Annotated in this window: 21 protein-coding genes and 1 pseudogene; 9 read left to right on the top strand and 13 right to left on the bottom strand. The window is 62.8% G+C overall.

Going from position 1 to position 20,914, the window contains the following annotated elements:
* Nucleotides 1-13: 13 nt before the first annotated feature.
* On the bottom strand, nt 14-403 hold the full coding sequence (locus H097_RS16550) for a DUF2946 family protein (protein ID WP_032861069.1): 390 nt from the start codon (nt 401-403) through the stop codon (nt 14-16).
* 90 nt (nt 404-493) lie between these two features.
* Here H097_RS16550 and H097_RS16545 point away from each other — a divergent pair, with 90 nt between their 5' ends.
* On the top strand, nt 494-931 hold the full coding sequence (locus tag H097_RS16545; RefSeq protein ID WP_032861068.1) for a DUF3995 domain-containing protein: 438 nt from the start codon (nt 494-496) through the stop codon (nt 929-931).
* A gap of 41 nt (nt 932-972) precedes the next feature.
* Here H097_RS16545 and H097_RS16540 read toward each other — a convergent pair whose 3' ends face one another.
* From H097_RS16540 to H097_RS16510, 8 genes and pseudogenes are all read right to left on the bottom strand, one after another.
* Nucleotides 973-1,341: a Na+/H+ antiporter subunit G gene (locus H097_RS16540; protein WP_032861067.1), complete on the bottom strand. Its 369-nt coding sequence runs from the start codon at nt 1,339-1,341 to the stop codon at nt 973-975.
* Nucleotides 1,338-1,616 (bottom strand): K+/H+ antiporter subunit F, encoded by a 279-nt coding sequence (locus H097_RS16535; RefSeq protein ID WP_032861066.1) that lies wholly within the window; start codon nt 1,614-1,616, stop codon nt 1,338-1,340. The genes H097_RS16540 and H097_RS16535 overlap by 4 nt, the downstream gene beginning before the upstream one ends.
* Complete coding sequence (locus H097_RS16530; RefSeq protein ID WP_032861065.1) at nt 1,613-2,101, bottom strand: Na+/H+ antiporter subunit E; 489 nt, start codon at nt 2,099-2,101, stop codon at nt 1,613-1,615. The genes H097_RS16535 and H097_RS16530 overlap by 4 nt, the downstream gene beginning before the upstream one ends.
* Nucleotides 2,098-3,780, bottom strand: a complete 1,683-nt coding sequence (locus tag H097_RS16525) for a monovalent cation/H+ antiporter subunit D (RefSeq protein ID WP_032861064.1) — start codon at nt 3,778-3,780, stop codon at nt 2,098-2,100. The genes H097_RS16530 and H097_RS16525 overlap by 4 nt, the downstream gene beginning before the upstream one ends.
* Nucleotides 3,777-4,121, bottom strand: coding sequence for a Na+/H+ antiporter subunit C (locus H097_RS16520; RefSeq protein ID WP_005789164.1), 345 nt, complete (start codon nt 4,119-4,121; stop codon nt 3,777-3,779). The genes H097_RS16525 and H097_RS16520 overlap by 4 nt, the downstream gene beginning before the upstream one ends.
* On the bottom strand, nt 4,121-7,045 hold the full coding sequence (locus tag H097_RS16515) for a monovalent cation/H+ antiporter subunit A (protein ID WP_032861063.1): 2,925 nt from the start codon (nt 7,043-7,045) through the stop codon (nt 4,121-4,123). The genes H097_RS16520 and H097_RS16515 overlap by 1 nt, the downstream gene beginning before the upstream one ends.
* Nucleotides 7,046-7,160: 115 nt before the next feature.
* Nucleotides 7,161-7,247 (bottom strand): annotated as a pseudogene (locus tag H097_RS29115) (outer membrane lipoprotein carrier protein LolA); the annotation flags it as partial.
* On the bottom strand, nt 7,228-8,151 hold the full coding sequence (locus H097_RS16510) for a DMT family transporter (protein WP_032861062.1): 924 nt from the start codon (nt 8,149-8,151) through the stop codon (nt 7,228-7,230). The pseudogene H097_RS29115 and the gene H097_RS16510, both read right to left, overlap by 20 nt.
* Before the next feature lie 92 nt (nt 8,152-8,243).
* On the opposite strand from H097_RS16510, the gene H097_RS16505 reads away from it, so the two are divergent.
* Nucleotides 8,244-8,807: an XRE family transcriptional regulator gene (locus H097_RS16505; RefSeq protein ID WP_032861061.1), complete on the top strand. Its 564-nt coding sequence runs from the start codon at nt 8,244-8,246 to the stop codon at nt 8,805-8,807.
* Here the strand turns inward: H097_RS16505 and H097_RS16500 are convergent.
* Entirely contained in the window at nt 8,804-9,172 is a 369-nt protein-coding gene (locus tag H097_RS16500; RefSeq protein WP_090293103.1) for a cupin domain-containing protein, read from the bottom strand. The genes H097_RS16505 and H097_RS16500 overlap by 4 nt on opposite strands.
* Before the next feature lie 179 nt (nt 9,173-9,351).
* Here H097_RS16500 and H097_RS16495 point away from each other — a divergent pair, with 179 nt between their 5' ends.
* The 7 genes from H097_RS16495 to H097_RS16465 are packed head-to-tail and all read left to right on the top strand — an operon-like array spanning nt 9,352 to nt 18,041.
* A complete protein-coding gene (locus tag H097_RS16495; RefSeq protein ID WP_050593380.1) occupies nt 9,352-11,514 on the top strand; it encodes a TonB-dependent siderophore receptor in 2,163 nt (720 codons plus the stop codon).
* A 4-nt stretch (nt 11,515-11,518) separates the two neighbouring features.
* Complete coding sequence (locus H097_RS16490; protein WP_032861059.1) at nt 11,519-12,865, top strand: alanine racemase; 1,347 nt, start codon at nt 11,519-11,521, stop codon at nt 12,863-12,865.
* A gap of 30 nt (nt 12,866-12,895) precedes the next feature.
* Nucleotides 12,896-13,900 (top strand): ornithine cyclodeaminase, encoded by a 1,005-nt coding sequence (locus tag H097_RS16485; RefSeq protein WP_032861058.1) that lies wholly within the window; start codon nt 12,896-12,898, stop codon nt 13,898-13,900.
* Nucleotides 13,888-15,279, top strand: coding sequence for an MATE family efflux transporter (locus H097_RS16480; RefSeq protein ID WP_050593377.1), 1,392 nt, complete (start codon nt 13,888-13,890; stop codon nt 15,277-15,279). The genes H097_RS16485 and H097_RS16480 overlap by 13 nt, the downstream gene beginning before the upstream one ends.
* Nucleotides 15,280-15,293: 14 nt before the next feature.
* Nucleotides 15,294-16,415, top strand: a complete 1,122-nt coding sequence (gene hisC / locus H097_RS16475) for a histidinol-phosphate transaminase (protein ID WP_032861057.1) — start codon at nt 15,294-15,296, stop codon at nt 16,413-16,415.
* Nucleotides 16,416-16,452: 37 nt separating this feature from the next.
* The gene (locus H097_RS16470; protein WP_032861056.1) at nt 16,453-17,475 is read left to right on the top strand and encodes a cysteine synthase family protein; all 1,023 of its coding nucleotides are present in this window, start codon (nt 16,453-16,455) and stop codon (nt 17,473-17,475) included.
* Between the two features lie 59 nt (nt 17,476-17,534).
* Nucleotides 17,535-18,041 (top strand): GNAT family N-acetyltransferase, encoded by a 507-nt coding sequence (locus H097_RS16465; RefSeq protein WP_032861055.1) that lies wholly within the window; start codon nt 17,535-17,537, stop codon nt 18,039-18,041.
* Nucleotides 18,042-18,715: 674 nt separating this feature from the next.
* Here H097_RS16465 and H097_RS28225 read toward each other — a convergent pair.
* The 3 genes from H097_RS28225 to H097_RS16450 are packed head-to-tail and all read right to left on the bottom strand — an operon-like array spanning nt 18,716 to nt 20,809.
* Entirely contained in the window at nt 18,716-18,985 is a 270-nt protein-coding gene (locus H097_RS28225) for a DUF3325 domain-containing protein (RefSeq protein WP_090290848.1), read from the bottom strand.
* Nucleotide 18,986: 1 nt separating this feature from the next.
* On the bottom strand, nt 18,987-20,525 hold the full coding sequence (locus H097_RS16455; protein WP_032861054.1) for a PepSY-associated TM helix domain-containing protein: 1,539 nt from the start codon (nt 20,523-20,525) through the stop codon (nt 18,987-18,989).
* A complete protein-coding gene (locus H097_RS16450; protein WP_032861053.1) occupies nt 20,522-20,809 on the bottom strand; it encodes a DUF3649 domain-containing protein in 288 nt (95 codons plus the stop codon). Before H097_RS16450 ends, H097_RS16455 begins: the two co-directional genes overlap by 4 nt.
* Nucleotides 20,810-20,914 lie beyond the last annotated feature (105 nt).

The following is a 20,914-nucleotide window of genomic DNA, read 5'->3' as shown; positions in this document are numbered from 1 at the left end:
GAAAGCGCAGGTATCAGGCGTAGGCGGGTGGGGCGCGCGGATTAGCCGCAGGCCAGGTAAAACGGGTGGGAATGTCAGCCGTGACCACCACGGCTGGCGGTGGCGCGTGAGGCTGGGGCAGGACCGCAACGTTAAGGCTGGAGTTGAGCGCCGGGCCCATGCCGCCGGTGGAACACAGCGGGCAACCGAAGGCCTTGGACAACGTAGGCAGCGACTCATCGCCCGTGTTTACGGGGGCTGGCGCCTGGGTGCGCGGGTCTACGGTACAGAACTGGCCGCCAATGCCGTTGAGCTGCATGCCGACCATTTGCCCATGGCCAATACTGCAGGCGAACACGTTGAACAGGACGCAGCCATAGAGCATCCAGGCAATCAACGAGCGGTCGGCACGGGCGAGTTTCATGGGGCGGCACTTTATCACCAGACGACTAAATGCCTGCAAAAAATCTGAAAAGGACTATCCTCTTTCGAACTTTTTAAGGGGTATCCAGCCATGAGCTTTGTTATTGCGAGGTGGGTTGTCGGGGTATTTGCGTTTATCAGCATGGTCCATGTGTACTGGGCCGCAGGCGGCAAGTTCGGCAGCACGGCGGCGATCCCGCAACTCCCCGGCGAGTTCGCCAGTGGGCCGCGACCGGCGTTCAAACCGTCGGCGCTGGGCACCTTCCTGGTGGCCGTGGGGCTGGTGCTGATTGCATTGCTGGTGTGCCTGCGGGCGGGGCTGTTTTTCCAGCCGGTGGGCCATCAGGCCTTGCAGTGGGGGATCAGCGCGATTGCCTTGATCATGTTTGCGCGAGCAATTGGGGACTCGGAGCTGGTGGGGTTTTTCAAGAAGGTTGGCGGCTCGCGGTTTGCCCGGCTGGATACGTTTTTCTATTCGCCGCTGTGCCTGGTGTTGGGCACCGGGTTGCTGGTCGTCGCCTGGGCCTGACTGTGGGAGCAAGCAAGCCCGCTCCCACATTTTTTTACCGATCAGCTACCACTCTCGGTGCGACGGCTGCTGACCTCGGCCGGCACATCTTCCCCCGCCATGCGCTTGCGAAACAGCGATGTGCGCGCCAGCAACAGGGTGGTCACCGGTACGGTGATCGACAGCAGGATCGGAATCAGCCAGCCGTGCAGCACCGGCCCGGACTTGAGGGTCGAGAAATAGATAATCGACGCCAGCGCCACGCACCAGGCGCCAAGGGTCGAGGCCAGCGCCGGTGGGTGCATGCGCTGGAAAAAGTCCTTCATCCGCAGCAGCCCAATCGCACCAAGCAGCGCAAACAGGCTGCTGAGCAGCAGCAAGATTGCCACGAGCACTTCCACCCACAGCGGCAGTTCACTGACATTGATCATTCGATCACCTCTCCACGCAGCAGGAACTTGGCCAGGGCAAATGAGCCGACAAAGCCGAACAGCGCAATCAGCAGCGCTGCTTCGAAGTAGGTATCACTGGCGTAACGAATACCCAACGCCAGCATCATCAGCATCGCCAGGATATACAGGTAGTCCAGGGCCAGGACCCGGTCCTGGGCCGACGGTCCCTTGAACAGGCGCACCAGGGTCAGGACCATGGCCAGGGAAAACAGGAACAGGCTGGCCAAGATCGCATTGGAGAGCAGGGCACTCATTCGAAGATCTCCATCAGGGGCCGTTCATAGGCCTGCTTGAAGTGCTCGATAAACTGCGCGTCGTCATCCAGGTCGAACACGTGCAGCAACAGGATGCTGCGGTCCAGGGCCAGTTCCGACCAGACGGTGCCTGGGGTCACGCTGGTGATCATCGACAGTACCGCCAGGCCGTTGGCGTCACGCAGGTCCAGGGGGATTTTGACAAAACGCGAGCGCGGCGGCCGTGTGCCGCAGGTCAATATGCCCCAGGCCACGTGCAGGTTGGAGAGGATGACATCGCGGCCGACCAGGAAGAACAGACGAATGATTACGCCAGGGCGGCGGATACGGACCGGCAGTGGGCGCAGCGGCGCCATCATCAGCGGCGCGAGAAAACCCAGGATCGCCCCCAGCAGCAGGTTGCCGGGGCTGATCGACAGGTTCAGCACCAGCCACAGTACCCACAATGCCAACGACAACCACGGGGCGGGAAACAGACGTTTCATGGCTGCACCTCCACGGCGGCGGCCTGGGCTTGCGGGCTGGGCACTGGGCGGGTGGCCATGACGGCCATTACATAGTGCTCGGGGTTATTGAGGCGGTTGGCGGTGTCCTGGGTAAAGTGCATCAGCATTTCTGCCTTGAAGGTCAGGCCAATCGCCAGGCCAAGCAGGACGAAGATCGGCACGCACTCCAAGCGGCGCAGCAGCGGTGAAGGCCGTTCTTCCGGGGTCCAGAAGCGCTGGATGCCCAATCGGGCAAAGGCGATCAGCGAGGCCAGGCCCGAGAAGATCAACAGCGCGACCAAGCCCCAGGCTGCCGGACGGATCGGCTCACTTACGGCATGGCCCAGGCCCAGCGGGTTGATCAGGGCGCTGAGCAGGCTGAGCTTGCCGATAAACCCCGACAGCGGCGGCATGCCGATGATCAGCAGGGCACAGGCAATAAAGCTCAGGCCGAGAAAGGCCATGGTCCACGGGATGACTTGGCCGACCACGGCCTTTTGTTCATCGTCGAGGTTGGTACCCTTGGGTGGATGCGGGGTTTCCATGGGGCGCGGCAACGTTTCGATTTCATCGTCCAGCAGCAGTTCATTGGACGAGCGCGAGCGTTCGATCAGTTCGGCCAGCAAAAACAGCGCGCTCAAGGCCAGGGTCGAACTGACCAGGTAAAACAGCGCGCCAGCGGTCAGGCTGGGCTGGGCAAAGCCTACCGCCGACAGCAGGATGCCGGCCGAGACCAGGATGCTCAGGCTGGCCATGCGCTCCAGGCGTTGGGCGGCGAGCATGGCCAGGGCGGCGCAGAGAATGGTTGCCATGCCGCCGTACACCAGCCAGTCGCCGCCAAACAGCGCCGAAGCGCCGGCTTGCCCGGAAAACAGCAGGGTCCACAGGCGCAACACGGTGTACACGCCGACCTTGGTCATGATCGCAAACATCGCCGCCACCGGCGCGCTGGCCGCGGAGTAGGCCGGCGTCAGCCAGAAGTTCAACGGCCACATCCCGGCCTTGGCCAGGAACGCCGTGGCGAGAATCGCCGCGCCGGCATGCAGCAGGCCGCGGTCGGCTTCCGGGACCAACGGGATCTTCAGCGCCAGGTCAGCAAAGTTCAGGGTGCCGGTGACGCCATAGATCAGCGCCGCGCCAATCAGGAACAGTGACGAGGCCAGCAAGTTGATCGAGATGTAATGCAGCCCCGCCGACACCCGCGCCCGGCCCGAGCCATGGAGCATCAGGCCGTAGGAGGCCGCCAGCAGCACCTCGAAGAATACGAACAGGTTGAACAGGTCAGCGGTGAGAAAGGCGCCGTAGAGGCCCATCAACTGGATCTGGAACAGCGCGTGGAAGCTTGTACCGGCGCGGTCCCAGCGGGCCATGGCGAACAGCAGGGCGCTGACGCCAATGATCCCGGTGAGCACCAGCATCAACGCAGACAGTTGGTCCACCACCAGCACGATGCCGAACGGCGCCTGCCAGTTGCCCGGCAGGTACACGCCGATGGAGGCTGGGCCACCTTTTTGCGTCCAGTACAGCATCAGCATCGCGATGCCCAGGCCGGTCATGCTCGACAGCAGGTTGATCTTGGCCTTGAGCGGGCGGTGTTTCTCGCCCAGCATCAGCATCAGCGCGGCGGTCAGCAACGGCAGCAGGATCGGCGCGATGATCAGTTGGTTCATCCAGCTCATTCCTTGGGCTCCCGGCCGTCCACATGGTCAGTGCCGGTCAGGCCCCGGGACGCCAGCAGCACCACCAGGAACAGCGCAGTCATGGCGAAGCTGATCACAATCGCCGTCAGCACCAGGGCCTGGGGCAGGGGATCGGTGTAATTGAGCAGGTCCTGGGGCACGCCGTCCTTGATGATTGGCTCCTTGCCGATAAACAGGCTGCCCATGCTGAAGATGAACAGGTTGACCCCATACGACAACAGGCACAGGCCCATTACCACCTGGAAGGTCCGTGGCCGCAGCACCAGCCAGACGCCGGAGGCCGCCAGGACCCCAATGGCAATTGCGATGACTTCTTCCATCAGGCGGCAGCTCCTTGTGGGTTGGCGGCGGCTTTCGCCTGGTTGCCGGGTTTATGGGCCCGCACCGATTGGTGACCCAGGGCGGTGAGCATCAGCAGGGTCGAACCGACCACCATCGCGTATACGCCCACGTCGAAGAACAGCGCGCTGGCGATATGGATGTCTCCCAGCACCGGCAAGCTCAGGTGCAGGGTACTGGTGGTGAGGAACGGGTAGCCGAAGAACAGTGCGCCCAAGCCGGTCAATGTCGCCGACAACAGGCCGAAGCCCATCCAGCGCAGCGGCCGCAGGTTCATCTGCGCCTCGACCCACTGGGTACCGGCGACCATGTATTGCAGGATAAACGCCACCGACATCACCAGGCCTGCGACAAACCCGCCGCCCGGCTGGTTGTGGCCGCGCATGAACAGGTAGAACGACACCACCAGGGCAATCGGCAGCAGCAGGCGCACCAGCACCGCTGGCACCATCATAAAGCCCAGGGCGGTGTCGCTGGCCTGGCGTGGGTTGACCAGGTCGGTGTCCACGTCCGGTGCCAACAGCCGCTGTTGCGCGGGCAGTTGTTCGCTTTCCTTGGGCGGGCGGAAACGGCGCAGCAGCGCATAGACCGTCAAGGCCACGGCACCCAGCACGGTGATTTCGCCCAGGGTATCGAAGCCCCGGAAGTCCACCAGCATCACATTCACCACATTGCTGCCGCCGCCTTCAGGCAGTGCGCGGCTGAGGTAGAACGAGGAAATGTTGTTGGGGGTCTGGCGGGTCAGCATGGCATAGGACAACAGCGCCATGCCGCCACCGACCACGGTCGACAGCAGCAAGTCGCGCAGGCGGCGGATGCGTGCCTTGCGCAACGAGCTAGGCAGTGGCGAGACTTCTTCTATCCGCCGTGGCAGCCAGCGCAGGCCCAGCAGGATCAGCACGGTGGTCACCACTTCGACCACCAGTTGTGTCAATGCCAGGTCCGGCGCAGAGAACCAGACAAAGGTCACGCAGGTCATCAGGCCGCAGACGCTGACCATGGTCAGGGCTGCCAGCCGGTGATACTTGGCTTGCCAGGCAGCGCCCAGGGCACAGGCAATCGCCAGCAGCCACAGGGTGACGAAGACGATGGAACCGGGAATCTTCGGCCGGTCGCCCCAGCTCAGGCTGTTGCCCAGCATCGGGATCATCCCGACGACCACCGCCGCCAGCACCAGCAGGAACAACTGGGTCTGCAGGCGCTTGGTGCTGATGTATTTTTCAAGCCGGCGCACACCGCGCATCATCACCACCAGGCAGCGCTCGAACATGCGCTTGCCATTGAAGTAGCTGATGATCGGCGGGTACTTGAAGCGCCCGCGCTTGAGTTGCTTGCGCAGCAGCAGGTACAGGACCACGCCACCGGTCATGGCCACCAGGCTCATGATCATCGGCGCGTTCCAGCCGTGCCAGATCGCCAGGCTGTACTGGGGCAATACACCGCCAACCACCGGCAGGGCGGCGGCGGCAAGGATCGAGCCCACCACCTGGGCCGGGAAGATCCCCACCAGCAGGCAGGTGAACACCAGCAGCTCCACCGGCGCGCGCATCCAGCGTGGCGGTTCGTGCGGGGTGTGCGGCAGGTCAGTGGCCGCCGGGCCGAAGAACACATCCACGGTGAAGCGCAGGGCATAGGCCACGCTGAAGGTACCGGCGATGGTCGCGATCACCGGCAGGGCAATTTCCACCCACTGGGTCGAGGAGATAAATACCGTTTCGGCGAAGAACATTTCCTTGGACAGGAAACCGTTGAGCAACGGCACCCCGGCCATGGAGGCGCTGGCGACCATGGCCAGGGTCGCGGTAAACGGGATCAGGCGCACCAGGCCGCTGAGCTTGCGGATATCGCGGGTGCCGCTTTCGTGGTCGATGATGCCTGCTGCCATGAACAGCGAAGCCTTGAACGTGGCGTGGTTGAGGATATGGAACACCGCCGCGACGGCAGCCAGCGGGCTGTTGAGGCCCAGCAGCAGAGTGATCAGGCCCAGGTGGCTGATGGTGGAGTAGGCCAGCAGGCCCTTGAGGTCGTTCTGGAACATCGCGCAATACGCGCCGAGCAACAGGGTCAGGGCACCGGCGCCACCGACCATCCAGAACCATTCTTCGCTGCCCGACAGCGAGGGCCACAGGCGGGCCAGCAGGAACACGCCGGCCTTCACCATCGTGGCCGAGTGCAGGTAGGCCGACACGGGCGTCGGTGCGGCCATGGCGTGGGGGAGCCAGAAGTGGAAGGGGAATTGCGCGCTTTTGCTCAGGGCGCCGATCAGGATCAACGTCAGCAGGATGGGGTAGAGGGAGTGGGCACGGATCTGGTCGCCGGCGGCAAGCACCTGGTCCAGATCGTAACTGCCGACGACATGGCCGAGCAGCATGACCCCCGCCAGCAGGCACAAACCACCCGCACCGGTCACCATCAGCGCCATATAGGCACCACGGCGCGCATCGGAACGGTGGTGCCAATAGCCGATCAGCAGGAACGAGAACAGGCTGGTCAGTTCCCAGAAAAACACGATCTGGATCAGGTTGCCGGAGATCACCAACCCGAGCATCGCGCCCATGAACGCCAGGAAAAACGCAAAGAAACGCGGCACCGGGTCATCCGGCGACATGTAATAGCGGGCGTACAAAGACACCAGGCTGCCGATGCCCAATACCAGCAGCGAGAACAACCAGGCGAAGCCATCCATGCGCAACACGAAATCCAGGCCCAGGCTGGGCAGCCAGGAGAATTCTTCGCGGATCACGCCACCGTCGGCGATCTGGGGGTAGAGCAGGGCGACTTGTACAGTACCGACCAGGGCCACAAGGCCGGCCAGCAGGGATTCAGTATTACGTGCGTTGTGCGGCAGCAAGGCCGCCAGACAGCTGCCGATGAAAGGCAGAAGCAGTAGAACTATCAGGGACATAGGCTTCTAATCTGCAGTGGTTTGGGATGCATCATACGTGCCGGAAACCGGATTACCAAACGGCAAGCTGTGGCAGGATCCTACAAGATGCACCGAAAACCCTTAACTGTCCCTGTGTAGGAGCGAGCGTGCTCGCGAAAAACCTGAGAGCGCTGCGGGGTATCAGGTTACCCGCGTCATCGTTAACGCTCTTCGCGAGCAAGCTCGCTCCTACCAGTGGACTTCTGTTGCCGGGTCTTCATCTCACTGACAATCACCGCCGCCACAATCAACACCGCCCCCAGCATGGCAATCGGCGGGAAGCGCTCACCGGCGATCCGCCCGATCACCCCGGCCCAGACTGGCTCGCCGGCATAGATCAAGGTGGCGCGGGTCGGCGAGACGCTTTTCTGCGCCCAGTTCATCGCCAGTTGAATCACCGCGCTGGTCAAGCCCAGGCCCATGGCGATGAACAGCAGTAACCAGGAAAAGCCCGGTAACGATTCGCCCATAGGCACCACCAGCAGGAACGACAGCAGCGACGCGGTGGCCAGTTGCACCACCGTCACCCGGCGTACATCCACTTGGCCGGCGTAGGCGCTGATCAGGATGATTTCGGCGGCAATCGCAATGGCACCGATCAGGGTCGCGATTTCACCGGGGCTGAAATTCAGTGATGCACCGGCGGGGCCGGTCAGCAGCATCAGGCCGGCGAAGGCCAGCATGATGCCAATGCTCGGCATCAAGCCCGGGCGCCGCCCCAGCACCAGCCATTGCAACAGCGGTACGAAGGGCACATAGAGTGCGGTGATGAACGCCGACTGGCTGCTGAGGATCGTTTGCAAGCCAATGGTTTGCAGGCCATAGCCAAACATGATCGCGGTGCCGATAAAGGCCCCGGCCTTGAGTTCAAACAGGGTCAGGCCGCGCAGGTTGCGCAGGGAAAACAGGCCCACCACCAGCGCCGCTGCCGCGAAACGCAGGCCGACAAAGAACATCGGCCCGCTGACGGTCATGGCATGTTGCACCAGGATAAAGGTTGCGCCCCAGATCATGGTGATCAGCACCAGCACGCATTCGGCTTTGCTGAAACGGGAAAACAGTGCGGAGGAGGTCGAGGTGGTCATGGCGGCTCTGGTCTTGCACAGGAGGGGCGCGGAACGCACAATGCGCCGCAGCTGGGCAGTATACTGCGCAAACCCATCGAGTGAGCAATATAGTGCACAAAGAAAATCCGCAACGGGCTTCGGTCCTGCAGCACGTCAGCCAGAACGTTCGTCGCCTGCGCCACGCGGCCGAATTGAGCCAGACGGCCCTGGCGGAAAAATCCGGGGTCAGCCGGCGCATGCTGGTGGCCATCGAGGCGGGTGAAAAGAACGTCAGCCTGTCCACCCTCGACCGTGTGGCCGAAGCGCTGGACGTGGCCTTCAGCGACCTGATCCAGGCGCCCGATGCCCGTGACCACAGCCGCATCAACGAACTGGCCTGGACCGGGGAAATCGATGGCAGCAAAGCCGTGCTACTGGCCAAGGCTACCGCCCGGCGTGAGGTTGAACTGTGGGAGTGGCGCCTGGAACCGGGCGACCGCTATTGCCCGGACCCCGACCTGGAAGGCTGGAGCACGCAATTGTTTGTGTTCGAGGGCAGCCTGACCCTGGTGGTGGGCGATGTCGAAACCACCATCGCCGCCGGCGAGTTCTTTATGTTCCCCAGCCACCAGCCCCATGCCTATCGCAATGAGGGGCCCGTGGCGGTGCGCTTTATCCGCAATGTGGTGATCTAGATCCACACATCATTGAGCATGGTCCGCTCGCCGCCCTGATCACCGGTATTCAACACACCGCAGGGCTCGACCAGCAGTAATTTCACCTCACCCTCGGCATACGGTTTGTGCTCGACGCCCTTGGGCACCACAAACATCTCACCGGCGCCGATCTGTACCGCACCATCGCGAAAATCAATACGCAGCGCGCCGTCGAGGACAATGAAGGTCTCATCGGTATCCGCGTGGCTGTGCCAGACAAAATCCCCCTCGATCTTCACCACCTTGAATTGGTAGTCGTTCATCTGCGCGACGACCTTGGGTGTCCATTGCTCGCTGAACAGGCTGTATTTGTGCGCAAGGTTGATGGCGGTGTAGGAGGGCATGGCAGTCATCTCAGGTGATCCAGGAAAGGCCTGAGCTTAGTAGCGGCGCGATAGCCGGTATTGAATGATTGTGCGATTGTTTGGCAAATAGAAATGTTATATTGTATCTATCAATAACGATTCTCATGTGTCTCCATGCCTGAGGTCGGCTCGTTTACTTTTGGCTCAAGGGATTGCAGATGAACCAGTTGCACGGGATTGCTCCACGGTTTCCCACATTGTTGGCAGTGGGGCTGATGTCCTCGCTCACTGGCTTGCCCGCCGTCGCAGCAGAAGATCGCGAAGAATCGGTCACCGAGCTTGAAGCCACCCGGGTCAGCGCACCGCTGAACAAGGCGCTGGAAGTGAATGCCGGTGGTTTTGGCGCCAAGGACGCCATGGAAATCCCCCTGGCCATCCAGAGTTACTCCAGCAAGACCATCGCCGACAGCTCCGCGCGCACCGCCGTGGACGTGTTGAGCCTCGACCCTTCGGTGCTCAGTGCTTCAGGCGGTAGTGGGTTTGACAACTTCCGCCTGCGCGGCTTTGCCATGGACAACTTCAACACCATCCGCCGCGACGGCCTGACCCTGGCACCGCACCACGATGTGCCCCTGGAAAACGTCGAGCGCATCGATGTGCTCAAGGGCCCGTCGGGTTTTCTCTACGGTTTCAACTCGCCGGGCGGCACCATCAACTACATCCTCAAGCGCCCGACCCTGGAGCCGCTGCTCAATGTCAGCGTGCAAGGCTCGTCGTTGCTCGGCCGCTACGTGGCGATTGATACGAGTGACTCATTCAACGACGGCGCCTTTGGCTATCGCCTGAATGCGGGCTACGAAAAAAACGGTGACTTCGATCACGCCCGCGACATGGAGCGCAAGTTCATTGGCCTGGCCACCGATTTTCGCTTGAGTGATCGTGCGCTGTTGCAACTCAACGCGGACTGGTCGCGCAAATCCACGGTCTCCGACCCATTGCTGCGTGCCGACCAGAGCGGCCGCGCCAATCCGCTGGATCCGTCCAGCTATGTACTGCCGCCCAAGATCAATCGCCGGGATCTGCTGACCGGCTCCTGGTTCCGCCACCAGACCGAAGGCGCCAACCTCGACGCCAAGTTCGAGTACGAACTCGATGACAACTGGACGTCCGTGACCCAGGGCAACTATTCGCGGGTCGAGCGCCACGGCGGCTACAACGACCTGTTCGGGATCAAGCCCAATGGTGATATTGGCTCGGCGGACTTTTATGTGTCCCGTGGCGAAGTGTTCAGCACCTGGTCACTGCAGTCGTACCTGGCCGGCAAGTTCGCCACCGGCAACATCTATCACGACGTGTTCTTCGGCACCGGCTACAAGCAATTCAAGGATGTCAGCCCGTTCTGGGACTCGGTGGACAGCGGCACTCCGGGCATCAGCATCGGTGACGTCTCGGTAGGCAACATCCTGCACCCGGTCAACCCGCCGAAATGGCATTTCGGCCCGGAGCAGCCCACCGACTTTGTGTCCTCCATCAAGGAAACCTCGGTCTTTGCCAGCGACCTGATTTCCCTGAACGAACAGTTCCAGGTGATGCTCGGTGGGCGCTATATCTGGTACCGCGCCGATCATCTTTCGGCCAAGGCGCCGGCGCAAAGCCACAACGTATTCGTGCCCAGCGCCGCGCTGATCTATCGGCCCTGGGACAGCCTGATGACCTACGTCAGCTACTCCAAAGGCTTTGAAAAGGGCGACTACGCACCCTACAACGCGACCAATGCCAACCAGCCCACCGACGCCATCGAGTCCCAGCAGTACGAAGTCGGCCTGAAGCTGGACCTCAATGATCGCCTGAACCTGGGCCTGGCGGTGTTCGATATCCGGCGCAAGGCCAGTTACCTGAATACCAGCAACACTTACGTCAGCGATGGTGAATTTCACCATCGTGGCGCTGAGCTGACCCTGTCCAACCGCGTCACCGATGCCCTGACACTCACCGCCAATGCGGCTTATCTGTCCACGCGCATGGAAGATGTCGATGACGTCACGGTAGAAGGCAAACGCACCGAAAGTGTGCCCAAGTGGAAAGGTGCGGTCGGTGCCTTGTATAGCGTGGCCGCCGTGCCCGGCCTGTCGTTGGACAGCACCTTGAGCTACGTCGGCAGCCGCCCGGTGGATCCACAGAACAGCGGCTACATCCCCAGCTACACCTTGCTCGATGCCGGCGTCAGTTACCGCTCGAAACTGGCGGATACCCCGGTGACCTACCGCCTGCACGGCAAGAACCTGACCAACAAGTACTACTACGCCAGCGCCTATTACCAGGGTGGGCTGGATGTGGGGCGCGAGCGCGAAGTGTTCCTCTCGGCCAAATTCGAGTTCTAGACCGATGACCCATTCCAGCTCATTGCCCGGCCTGCGCCACCTGTGGGTCGAGCGGCTGCTCGATCAGCACCGCACCCGATTGACCGAACTGGTCGACGGCCTTGGCTCGCCATTGCATCTGCTGTGCCCGCAGATCTTTCACGCCAATGTCGAAGCCTTCCAGCACAGCTTCACCGACGCCCAGGTGCGCGGCAGCCTGTTATTTGCCAAGAAGGCCAACAAGGCCAACTGCTTTATCCAGGCCTGCGCGCAGTGTGCGATTGGCGTGGATGTGGCCAGCGTCGGTGAGCTGCAAAAGGCCTTGGCGGGCGGGGTTGCCGGCGGTGATATCGGCGTGTCCGGCCCGCGCAAGAGTGATCAGTTGCTGGGGTTGGGCTTGAGCCACCAGTGCTTGCTGGCGGTGGATTCGCTGGAGGAACTGATGCGTATCCAGCAGTTGGCGCAATCGATGCGACAACGGGCGCACCTGCTGTTGCGTTATTGCCCCAGCAGCCAGCCCCACAGCCGCTTCGGCTTGAATGCCCGGGAGTGCGACCAGGCCCTGGTGTTCTGCCGCCAGCATGTGGCGAACCTGGACTTGCAAGGCTTTTCCTTTCACCTGGGCGGTTATGACACCGAGCAGCGGGCGCAAGTCGCCAGCCACTTGATCGATCTGTGCCAGGCCAGTGAGTTGGACAACTGCCGCACGGTCAACCTGGGGGGTGGTTTTGCCGTGCGTTATGTCGACCCGGCGCAGTGGCGGGCCTTTATGGCCGAGGACTGTGCCGAGGGTTATCACGGGGAAAAAGGGTTTGCCGGGTTCTATCCCTATGGTGCGTTGCGCGCCGGGGCCGAGGCCCTCGACGATATCCTCGCCACGCCCGTCAGCCCCGGCCTGAGCCTGGCGCAAAAGGTCATCGAACACGGGGTGCGCCTGATCATTGAACCTGGCCGCGCCTTGCTCGACCAGGCCGGCATCAGTGTGTTCCGCGTGCAGGGCGTCAAGGACCGCAGCGCCAGCGACGGGTATGCACTGGTCACCGTGCAGGGCAGCAGCTTCAGCCTCTCCGAACAATGGTTCAACAGCGAGTTCCTGCCTGACCCACTGCTGCTGCCGGCAACGCCACGGGCGCCGTCGCCCTTTGTCGCCTGTATCGGCGGAGCCACCTGCCTGGAGTCGGACATGCTGACCTGGCGCAAAGTCGCCTTCGACTGCCCGATCCAGGCCGGCGACTTGCTGATCTACCTCAATACTGCCGGCTATCAGATGGACTCCAACGAGTCGCCATTTCACGAAGCCCCATTGCCCCACAAAGTGGTGGTGGAACTGCGTAATCAACACCTGCGCTGGAAGCTGGACAGCCTGGCGTGAGCGTTAAAACCATTGCACAAGGAGCCTTGAGTGAACAGTTCGAACAAACCCGCTGCCCCCGCTGATCTATGGGTGCTGCCCCAAGCCGCGCTCGAAGACCTGGGGGTGAGTTACCGCGAAGTGCTGCAGGTGGTCGAGCAGGCGTACAAGGCCTTGCGCAGCGGCGACTCGCAGAACCCGCTCAAGACCATTGTCGAACCGGCAGACCGGCGCTCAATCAGCTACTCGATGGTCGGCCGCGATGGCGCGAGCCAAACCGTGGGTTTCAAGGTGGTCTACGAACATGATCCGCAGCGCACCCGCGATGCCTATCAATTCCACTCGTTTATCTTCTTGTGTGATGACCGCACCGGCCGTCCGATTGCCTTGATGGATGTGGTCAAGCTCGGGCCGCTGCGCACCTCGGCTACTTCGGCGTTGATGGCCAGGGCCGCGTGCCCGGATGCCCGCAGCGCCCTGGTGGTCGGCACCGGTGTGCAGGGCCAGGTGGCGCTGCCCATGCTGCTGGCGGCCATGCCGGACCTGGAGCGATTGTATGTCTATGGGCACTACGCCGAGGGCCTGCGCGCAGTGCGGGACAACCTGCACAAACACTATCCGTTGCGCGATGTGATCGTGGTCGACGACCTGCAGGCGGCGGCTGGCGAGGCCGATATCATCCTCGGCGTCGCCGGGCTTTCGGCGCGCCAGCAAGTGCAGCGGGCCTGGCTCAAGCCGGGCGCCGTGGCAGTGCTGGTCGGCTATGGCATCGATGCCGACGTGCTGCATGGCGCTGACTACCGCATCGCCACCGACATCGCGCAGATGCAGGTCACCAGCGCCGACCTGGCGGCGGCTGACGGCAGCCTGCCCGAGGTGGACGCCGAACTGCCGGATATCCTCCTGGGCCTGGCACCCGCACGGCGCCATCGCGATGATGTGGTGTTTGCCTACAACAGCGGCATGGTGGTGACCGATGTCGCCCTCGGTCGCTTGATGGCCGATCGCGCGCTGGCGCAGAACCGTGGGCAGAGGGTCCAGCTATGGTCGGCTTGAATACCGCGCAACCTGGCGCCTGGCGCGCTGACAGCCGGGCACTGTTGCTACTGGCACTGCCGCTGATCCTGACCAACCTGGCGTATGTGGCCCTGACCACCATCGATATCGTGGTGCTTGGCACCCTGGGCGCCAAGGAGCTGGCAGCCGGTGGCCTGGCACTCGCCCTGTTCAACCAGTTGCGCACCACCGGCACCGGGCTGGTCACGGGCGTCAGTAATCTGGTGGCGCAAGCCAACGCCAGGGGCGATGAAGCTCAAGTGCGTGCGCTGCTGGTGGCGGGCCTGTTCTGGGCCACGGTCAGTGGCCTGGTGTTTATGGGCGTGTTGTTGGCGTTGCGTCAACCACTGACATGGCTGGGCCAGGACGCCAGCGTCGTGGCGGGGGCCATGGACTTCCTGTTGATTATTGCCCCAGGCCTGTTGCCGTGCCTGTGGTTCCAGGCGCTGCGCCACTTCACGGTCGGCCTCAAGTTCCCCGGCCCGTTGCTGGCAATCACCTTGGTGTCGATCGTTCTTACGGCGGCACTGAACTACGTGCTGGTGTTCGGCAAACTGGGCCTGCCGGCCTATGGGCTGGCAGGGGTGGCAATCACCAGCGCGGTGGTGTTCCTGCTGTCGTTCCTGATGTTCCTCGTGGTGGTGCTGACCCACCGGCGCCTGGCCGGCTACTTCAAGCTTGCACAGCTGAGTTTTTCGCCGACGGCGATCAAGGCCGTGTGGAAGCTCGGACTGCCGATTGCCGGGACCTATGCCAGCGAGGCCGGGTTCTTCAGCGTGCTGACCCTGCTGATCGGCACCCTGGGCATGGAAGCGCTGGCGGCGCAGACCGTGCTCAACCAGATCATCTACATCGTGTTCATGTTCTCGGCGGGGATCTCCCACGCGGCCTCGATCCATATCAGCGAGGCCTGCGGCACCGGGCAGTATCAGCGCGCCCGGCAGTTGGGGCGCCTGGGGCTGGGGCTCGGAGTGGTGGTCATGCTGCTGTTTGCGATTCCCTATGCACTGCTGCCCGAACAGGTGATCGGCCTGTTTATCAGCACCGAACACGCCAACAACCAGGATGCAGTGAGCCTTATGGCTACCGGTTTGCTGATCGCCATCGTCCTGCAGATCTTTGATGCCAGCCAGAACATCGGCAACGGCATCTTGCGGGGTATCGGCGATACGGCGGGGCCGTTGCGTATTTCGCTGTTCGGCTACTGGCTGGTGGGGCTGCCCGCCGCCTGGTTGCTGGGCATCGTCAGTCCCTACGGCATCTTTGGCGTATGGGCCGGGCTGGCGATAGGCCTGGCGGCCACGGCGCTGCTGCTGATCGTCTCGTTTGAACGGCAACTCAAGGCGCTGGACCGCGCAGGCGCCATCGCACTGTCATAACAAGGAGGTGTTCAATGCATCAAGACAACCCCGCCCACCGCATCGAGGCGCTGGTGCGGCCCAGTGTGCGGCGCTTGCCCCTGTACGACCCGGGCGCCGATCCACGTAAGCTCGGTACGCCAACGGTGACCAAGCTGTCCAACTGCGAAAACCCCCTGGGCATGTCGCCGGCCGCCGCTGCCATGCTTGCGCGTCAGGGCGGGGCAGGGTTGGAGCGTTATCCCGACCCCAGCGGTCGGGCGTTACGGCAACTGATCGGTGGGCAGCTGGATATCGATCCGGCCAGAATCATCCTCGGCAACGGTTCGGAAAACATCCTCGAATTGCTGTGCCTGGCACTGCTCGATCCCCAGGATCGGGTCGTCACCCAGCAGCCTTGTTTCAGCCTGCATGAAAGCCTGCCGTTGATGATGGGGGCGCAGGTGGACAAGGTGCCGCTCAACGATGACTTCAGCCTCAATTTGCCGGCCTGGGCTGCGGCCCTCCAGCCACCGGCGAAGATGCTGATGCTGAGCACGCCCTGCAACCCGGTAGGGACAGCGCTATCGCCGGTTGAACTGACTGAGCTGGTCGCCGCCGCCCATCCCGATACCTTGCTGGTGATCGACGAGGCGTACTTCGAATTCGTCGAGGACGGCGCCGACGCCCTGGCGATCCTGGGCGCGCAGACGCGGCCGTGGATCATCCTGCGCACATTCTCCAAGGCCTACGGGCTGGCGGGGCTGCGGATCGGCTATGGCATTGCCTCGCACCCCAGCCTGATCGACGCGCTGCACCGGGTGCGTACGCCGTACAACGTCAATCAACCGGCCCAGGAGGCTGCCCAGGCCGCCTGGCTTGACCAGGCGCACGTGGTGCGCAGCCGCGAATTCATCACGATCGAGCGCCAGCGCCTGACCCAGGGGCTACAGGCTGCGGGTTTTCGCGTGGCGCCGTCCCAGGCCAATTTCCTGTTTATCGATACCGCCTGCAATGCCCTGGAAGTGGTCGAAGAACTGCTCAAGGACGGGATCATCGTCAAGGCCTGGCGCGAGCCGGGGTACACCGGTTTCATTCGCGTGTCCCTGGGCCTGGTCGAGCAAAACCAGGCGTTTCTCGCCAGCTTGCAACGCGCCGTCGCGGCCCTGGCCGGCTAAGCGCCGCGCCTGTTTTTCATACTGCCCAGAGGTTGTCATGATCAAGACTTGCCTGTCCGAACTGATCGGCGATACGCCGCTGCTCAAATTATGCGTCACTGAAAACGGCAGCTGCGTGCTGCTCAAGCTGGAGCAATTCAACCCCACCGGCACCGCCAAGATCCGCATGGCCCGGCAGATGCTCGATGAGGCACAGGCCTCGGGGCAGCTCAAGCCGGGTGGACGGATTGTCGAGTCGACCTCGGGCAACACCGGGTTGGGCCTGGCGTTGCTCGCCGCCGAGCGCGGTTATAGCTTCACCGCAGTGGTTGACGAACACGCCAGCCCCGACAAACTGCGGGCCATGCAGGCCTTTGGTGCGCAGTTGGTGCGGGTTGGCGATCCCGGTGGCGGGCTGGCTACTGCCGACCGGGATGCCACCGCCGAACGTATCGCCAGCGAGCAGGGCGCCTACTGGACCCGCCAGCACCACAACCCGGCGAATGCCAATGGCTACACGGCGCTGGCAGCGGAATTGCGCGCGGCGCTGGGGGACGAAATCCACTATCTGGTGGGCGCCGTCGGTACCGGCGGCTCGCTGTGCGGCACTGCGCGCGCCTTGAAACGCCATGCCCGCGGCCTGCAGGTGATCGGTGTCGAACCCTGTGGGTCGGTGATCTTCGGCGGCCCCGGTGCGCCGTATCACCAATCCGGTACCGGCACCCCCGAAGGCGCGGAAATCGGTGCCGTGGTCGACTATGCGCTGATCGATAAAGGATTGACCGTCAGCGATGCCCAGGCCTTTGAAACCGCACGCTACCTGGCCCGGCATTACGGCTTGCTACTGGGCGGCTCGGCTGGCGGCGTGGTCTACCAGGCCCTGCGCGAGGCCCGGCACGCGCCGGCCCACAGCGTGATCGTGGCGCTGGTGTGCGATGGCGGTGAAAAGTACCTGGACACGGTATTCAACGACCAATGGATGGCTGACCGGCAACTGCTGGCGCCACAGGTCCATCGTGAGTTGGAGCAGTGGTTGAGCGCAGCGCCCCAGGCCAGGCAGCAGGCCGTCGCCGGGGGGTAGCGGCTTGCCTGGGGCGCCGCCCTTCGCTACTGTGGCGCCCCGCCCGCGTGAGCCCTGCCATGAGTGACACCACCGTTGAACTGATCCAAACCGGCCCTGAACAGGCCGAGCTGATCCGCAACCTCTACCAGTTCTATGCCTATGAATCCTCGGATTGGGAACAGGAAGACGTCGAGGCGGACGGCCGTTTCTATATTCACGAAGAACACCTGTCGCGCTACTGGCAAGACCCGCAATGGAGCGCCAATCTGTTGCTGGTCGACGGTTATATCGCCGGTTTTCTATTGATCGAACGCAGCGAGCTGGCGGGAATCAACGCCCTGGAGCTGGCGGACCTGTTTATCCTCAAGCGCTATCGCCGCAAGGGCATTGGCCGTGCCGTGGCCACTCAGGTATTGACCAGCGGCGAGGCTGACTGGCTGGTGCGTTTCTACGACCAGGACGAGGCCTCCCAGGCGTTCTGGCGCAGCGTGCTGGACCACCTGCCGCGCCCGGTACAGGCGATTGAACTGGAAGACGAGCCGCAGTTGTTGAGTTTTTTGGTGACCCGGGCTGTCGTTCACTGAGCCGACCCAAAGCGTTATTTTTCCCTGTAGGAAGGACTTGTGTGGGAGCGGGCTTGCTCGCGATGGCGGAGTGTCAGTCGACACATGTGCTGAATGATCCGCCGCTATTGCGGCATGAGTATCTACACAGTTCTTTTCTTCTTGGCGTTGTGTACATATCCGTTTTTTGTGTAACGGCGGCTAATGGTTCCGCTTTTACAGCGGCTCACTTTTGAACAGCGCAAAAGTAAGCAAAACGCTCTTGCCCCACCACTCGGCACCTCGCCTAGGCTCGGTGTGCCCGTCATCCGATATTGATTTGGGGGGGGGGCGCCCCCAAATCAATGTCGGATGACGGCCAGCGTGGTTTAACGGGGCGCCTAAGATCAAAATCACAGACAAAGCGAGGCGGCCTGACAGCCGACCTGATCGTCGAATCGTGCGCGTACCCCTGTGGGAGCGGGCTTGCTCGCGATGGTCGTTAACGATGACGTTGGGTATCTGACACTCTGCGGCGTTCTTACTGACGCTTTCGCGAGCAAGCCCGCTCCCACAGGTAAGTAGCTCCGCACTTTGCTTTTGCTCTTGCTGTTGATCTTAGCCGCCGTTACACAAAAAACGGATAGGTACACAACGCCAAGAAGAACAGAGCTGTGTAGATACCCATGGCATCGCAGGCAAGCCAGCTCGTGCAATCAGCGGGCGCTGTAAGGCAGCAAAAACGCCACACTCAGCCCCGCCAGTGAAATCAACCCAAACCACGCCACCGGCCCCATGGCCCAGCCCCACACCTGCACACTCACGGCAAAGCTGGCCGCCAGCAGCACCCAACCCATCCCCCGTAAGCCACGCCGCAGCATGGGCGAGGGCAGGCGTTGCCAGAGTTGTTTGTAATGCCGTTCCAAGCCCAGGCATAAGCCCAGCATTCCACCGCAGGCCAGCAACAACGCTGCAATCAATGCCATCTCAGTTGGCCTCTGCCACAGGTTGCTTGCCTACGCGCCGTGGGGCACGTTCCTTGGGCGCCTGGCACAGCTTCCAGCACGGCCAGGCCAGCATCAGGCCGAGGGCGACGGTGGTCAATTCCAGGTAGAAGTAATCACCCTTGCTGCCCCCCAGCAGGTTCAGCGCCGGCAGGCCGATACACAGCGCAGCCGCCAGTGCCAGTTGTTCACGCCAGGCACTGCGCCACGGACGGACAATGGCGTGGCCGAGGCTCAACAACCACACCAGGAAAAACACCCGCACCTCCCAGCCACCGCGTTGGGCCAGTTCCACCGGCAGCAAGCGGTTGGCCCACAGGAAGGCCACGCACGCCACCATCAAACCGGCCACCACCGCCACGTTCAGGCGTTCGGCGACGTGGTAGAGCAGGGCGCCGACAGCCCCTTCGCCATCGTGGCGACGGCGGCGCTTGACGGTAAACAGCACCACACCGGTCGCCAGCATCGCGCAACTGGCCAGGCCGCAGACAAAGTACAACCAGCGCATCGAGTAGCCGCCAAACTGGGCGAAGTGCAGGCCGGCCATGACCTTTTGGGTCAGCAGGCTCGGCCGGCTGACGGCGGGTTGGCGCAGAATCTCACCGCTGACCCCGTCAAACAGCATGCTCTGGCCCTTGGTCAGTTCGATGCGGTTGCCCAGCACCGGGCGCGCCTCGATACGCGCGTCGCTGCGGCCCGGGTTGTGGATCGACAGACTGGACACTGGCCCCATGGCTCGCTCCGCTGCGAGCAGCAGCGGTTCCAGCGCCGTCAACTCGGCGGCTTCGCTACGTGTGGGGCGTTCGCCGCGCGCCTGTTGTTCGGCGGGCGCACCGCGCAGGGCCCGGCCCAGGTTGTCGCGATCGCCATCAAACAGTGCATCCACCGCCGCCGGCATGTAGATCAGGTAGAAAATCACCAGCCCGGTATAGGTGATCATCAGGTGAAACGGCAGCACCAGCACCGCCGTCGCATTGTGCGCATCGAGCCAGGAGCGTTGGCCCTTGGCGGGGCGGAAGGTGAAGAAGTCCTTGAAGAACTTCTTGTGAATCACAATCCCGCTGATCAGCGCCACCAGCATTGCCATGGCCGCCAGGCCGACGGTCCAGATCCCCAGGTCACGCGGCAGGTTGAGGGTGAAGTGGAAGCGGAAGAAGAACCCGCCACCGGCAGTTTCGCGCACGGCCAGGGGCTCGCCGGTGTGTGGGTCGAGCGCGGTGCCGCCGCCACGGCGTTGCTCGCCGGCCGATACCGTCAGGGTGTCGGAACGCTCGCCAGGCAAGCCGATGTTCCAGGTCTTCGCCTCGGGATGCTGGCGCGCCAGGTAGCCGAGGGCCTGCTGCGCGGCAGCGCTTTGCGACAGGCTGGTGGTGGGGACTTCCGGGCGCATCCAGCCGTCGATTTCCTTGTCGAACACCGCCAGGGTGCCGGTGAGGAAGATCGCAAACAGCAGCCAGCCGAACACCAGCCCACTCCAGGTATGCAGCCAGGCCATGGCCTGGGTCAGGGTCTTGTGTTTCATCCCAGCACCTCGCGCCATTGTGGCCAGAACCCGATGGCGGCCAATGGCAGCGCCAGGGCCACTCCGGCCCAGGCGCGCCAGGCGTTGCGACAGCCAAAGGCCCAGAGGATTACCAGGGTGTAGATCAGGAAAGAAGGCAGGGTCGCGACGACCAAGGCATCAACCTTGTCCATGGGCAACAGGCGCGCCAGGGCGGCGGTAAACGCATAGGTAAACAGGTAGCCGCCGATCAGCGCGGCGACAATCCGCGAGAGTGTCGGCCAGGCAGGGGGTTTGCTTTTCATGGTGGGCTCATCGGGGCCAGATCAGGCAACACAACCCCTTTGGGATCGAGTTGGGCACAAGTAATGCATGGCGCCAATGCTAGTGATTCTCATATGGGAGTAAAC

Origin of the sequence: Pseudomonas sp. FH4 (assembly GCF_000510915.2) — a bacterium.
GTDB classification, from domain to species: Bacteria; Pseudomonadota; Gammaproteobacteria; order Pseudomonadales; family Pseudomonadaceae; genus Aquipseudomonas; species Aquipseudomonas brenneri.
This window is presented reverse-complemented; position numbering and strand designations above follow the sequence as displayed.

Bases quoted from the DNA above. Each gene is read 5' to 3' on its own strand.
- H097_RS16550 (WP_032861069.1), bottom strand. From the start codon at position 403: ATGAAACTCGCCCGTGCCGACCGCTCGTTGATTGCCTGGATGCTCTAT.
- H097_RS16545 (WP_032861068.1), top strand. From the start codon at position 494: ATGAGCTTTGTTATTGCGAGGTGGGTTGTCGGGGTATTTGCGTTTATC.
- H097_RS16540 (WP_032861067.1), bottom strand. From the start codon at position 1,341: ATGATCAATGTCAGTGAACTGCCGCTGTGGGTGGAAGTGCTCGTGGCA.
- H097_RS16535 (WP_032861066.1), bottom strand. From the start codon at position 1,616: ATGAGTGCCCTGCTCTCCAATGCGATCTTGGCCAGCCTGTTCCTGTTT.
- H097_RS16530 (WP_032861065.1), bottom strand. From the start codon at position 2,101: ATGAAACGTCTGTTTCCCGCCCCGTGGTTGTCGTTGGCATTGTGGGTA.
- H097_RS16525 (WP_032861064.1), bottom strand. From the start codon at position 3,780: ATGAGCTGGATGAACCAACTGATCATCGCGCCGATCCTGCTGCCGTTG.
- H097_RS16520 (WP_005789164.1), bottom strand. From the start codon at position 4,121: ATGGAAGAAGTCATCGCAATTGCCATTGGGGTCCTGGCGGCCTCCGGC.
- H097_RS16515 (WP_032861063.1), bottom strand. From the start codon at position 7,045: ATGTCCCTGATAGTTCTACTGCTTCTGCCTTTCATCGGCAGCTGTCTG.
- H097_RS16510 (WP_032861062.1), bottom strand. From the start codon at position 8,151: ATGACCACCTCGACCTCCTCCGCACTGTTTTCCCGTTTCAGCAAAGCC.
- H097_RS16500 (WP_090293103.1), bottom strand. From the start codon at position 9,172: ATGCCCTCCTACACCGCCATCAACCTTGCGCACAAATACAGCCTGTTC.
- H097_RS16495 (WP_050593380.1), top strand. From the start codon at position 9,352: ATGAACCAGTTGCACGGGATTGCTCCACGGTTTCCCACATTGTTGGCA.
- H097_RS16490 (WP_032861059.1), top strand. From the start codon at position 11,519: ATGACCCATTCCAGCTCATTGCCCGGCCTGCGCCACCTGTGGGTCGAG.
- H097_RS16480 (WP_050593377.1), top strand. From the start codon at position 13,888: ATGGTCGGCTTGAATACCGCGCAACCTGGCGCCTGGCGCGCTGACAGC.
- hisC (WP_032861057.1), top strand. From the start codon at position 15,294: ATGCATCAAGACAACCCCGCCCACCGCATCGAGGCGCTGGTGCGGCCC.
- H097_RS16470 (WP_032861056.1), top strand. From the start codon at position 16,453: ATGATCAAGACTTGCCTGTCCGAACTGATCGGCGATACGCCGCTGCTC.
- H097_RS16465 (WP_032861055.1), top strand. From the start codon at position 17,535: ATGAGTGACACCACCGTTGAACTGATCCAAACCGGCCCTGAACAGGCC.
- H097_RS28225 (WP_090290848.1), bottom strand. From the start codon at position 18,985: ATGGCATTGATTGCAGCGTTGTTGCTGGCCTGCGGTGGAATGCTGGGC.
- H097_RS16455 (WP_032861054.1), bottom strand. From the start codon at position 20,525: ATGAAACACAAGACCCTGACCCAGGCCATGGCCTGGCTGCATACCTGG.
- H097_RS16450 (WP_032861053.1), bottom strand. From the start codon at position 20,809: ATGAAAAGCAAACCCCCTGCCTGGCCGACACTCTCGCGGATTGTCGCC.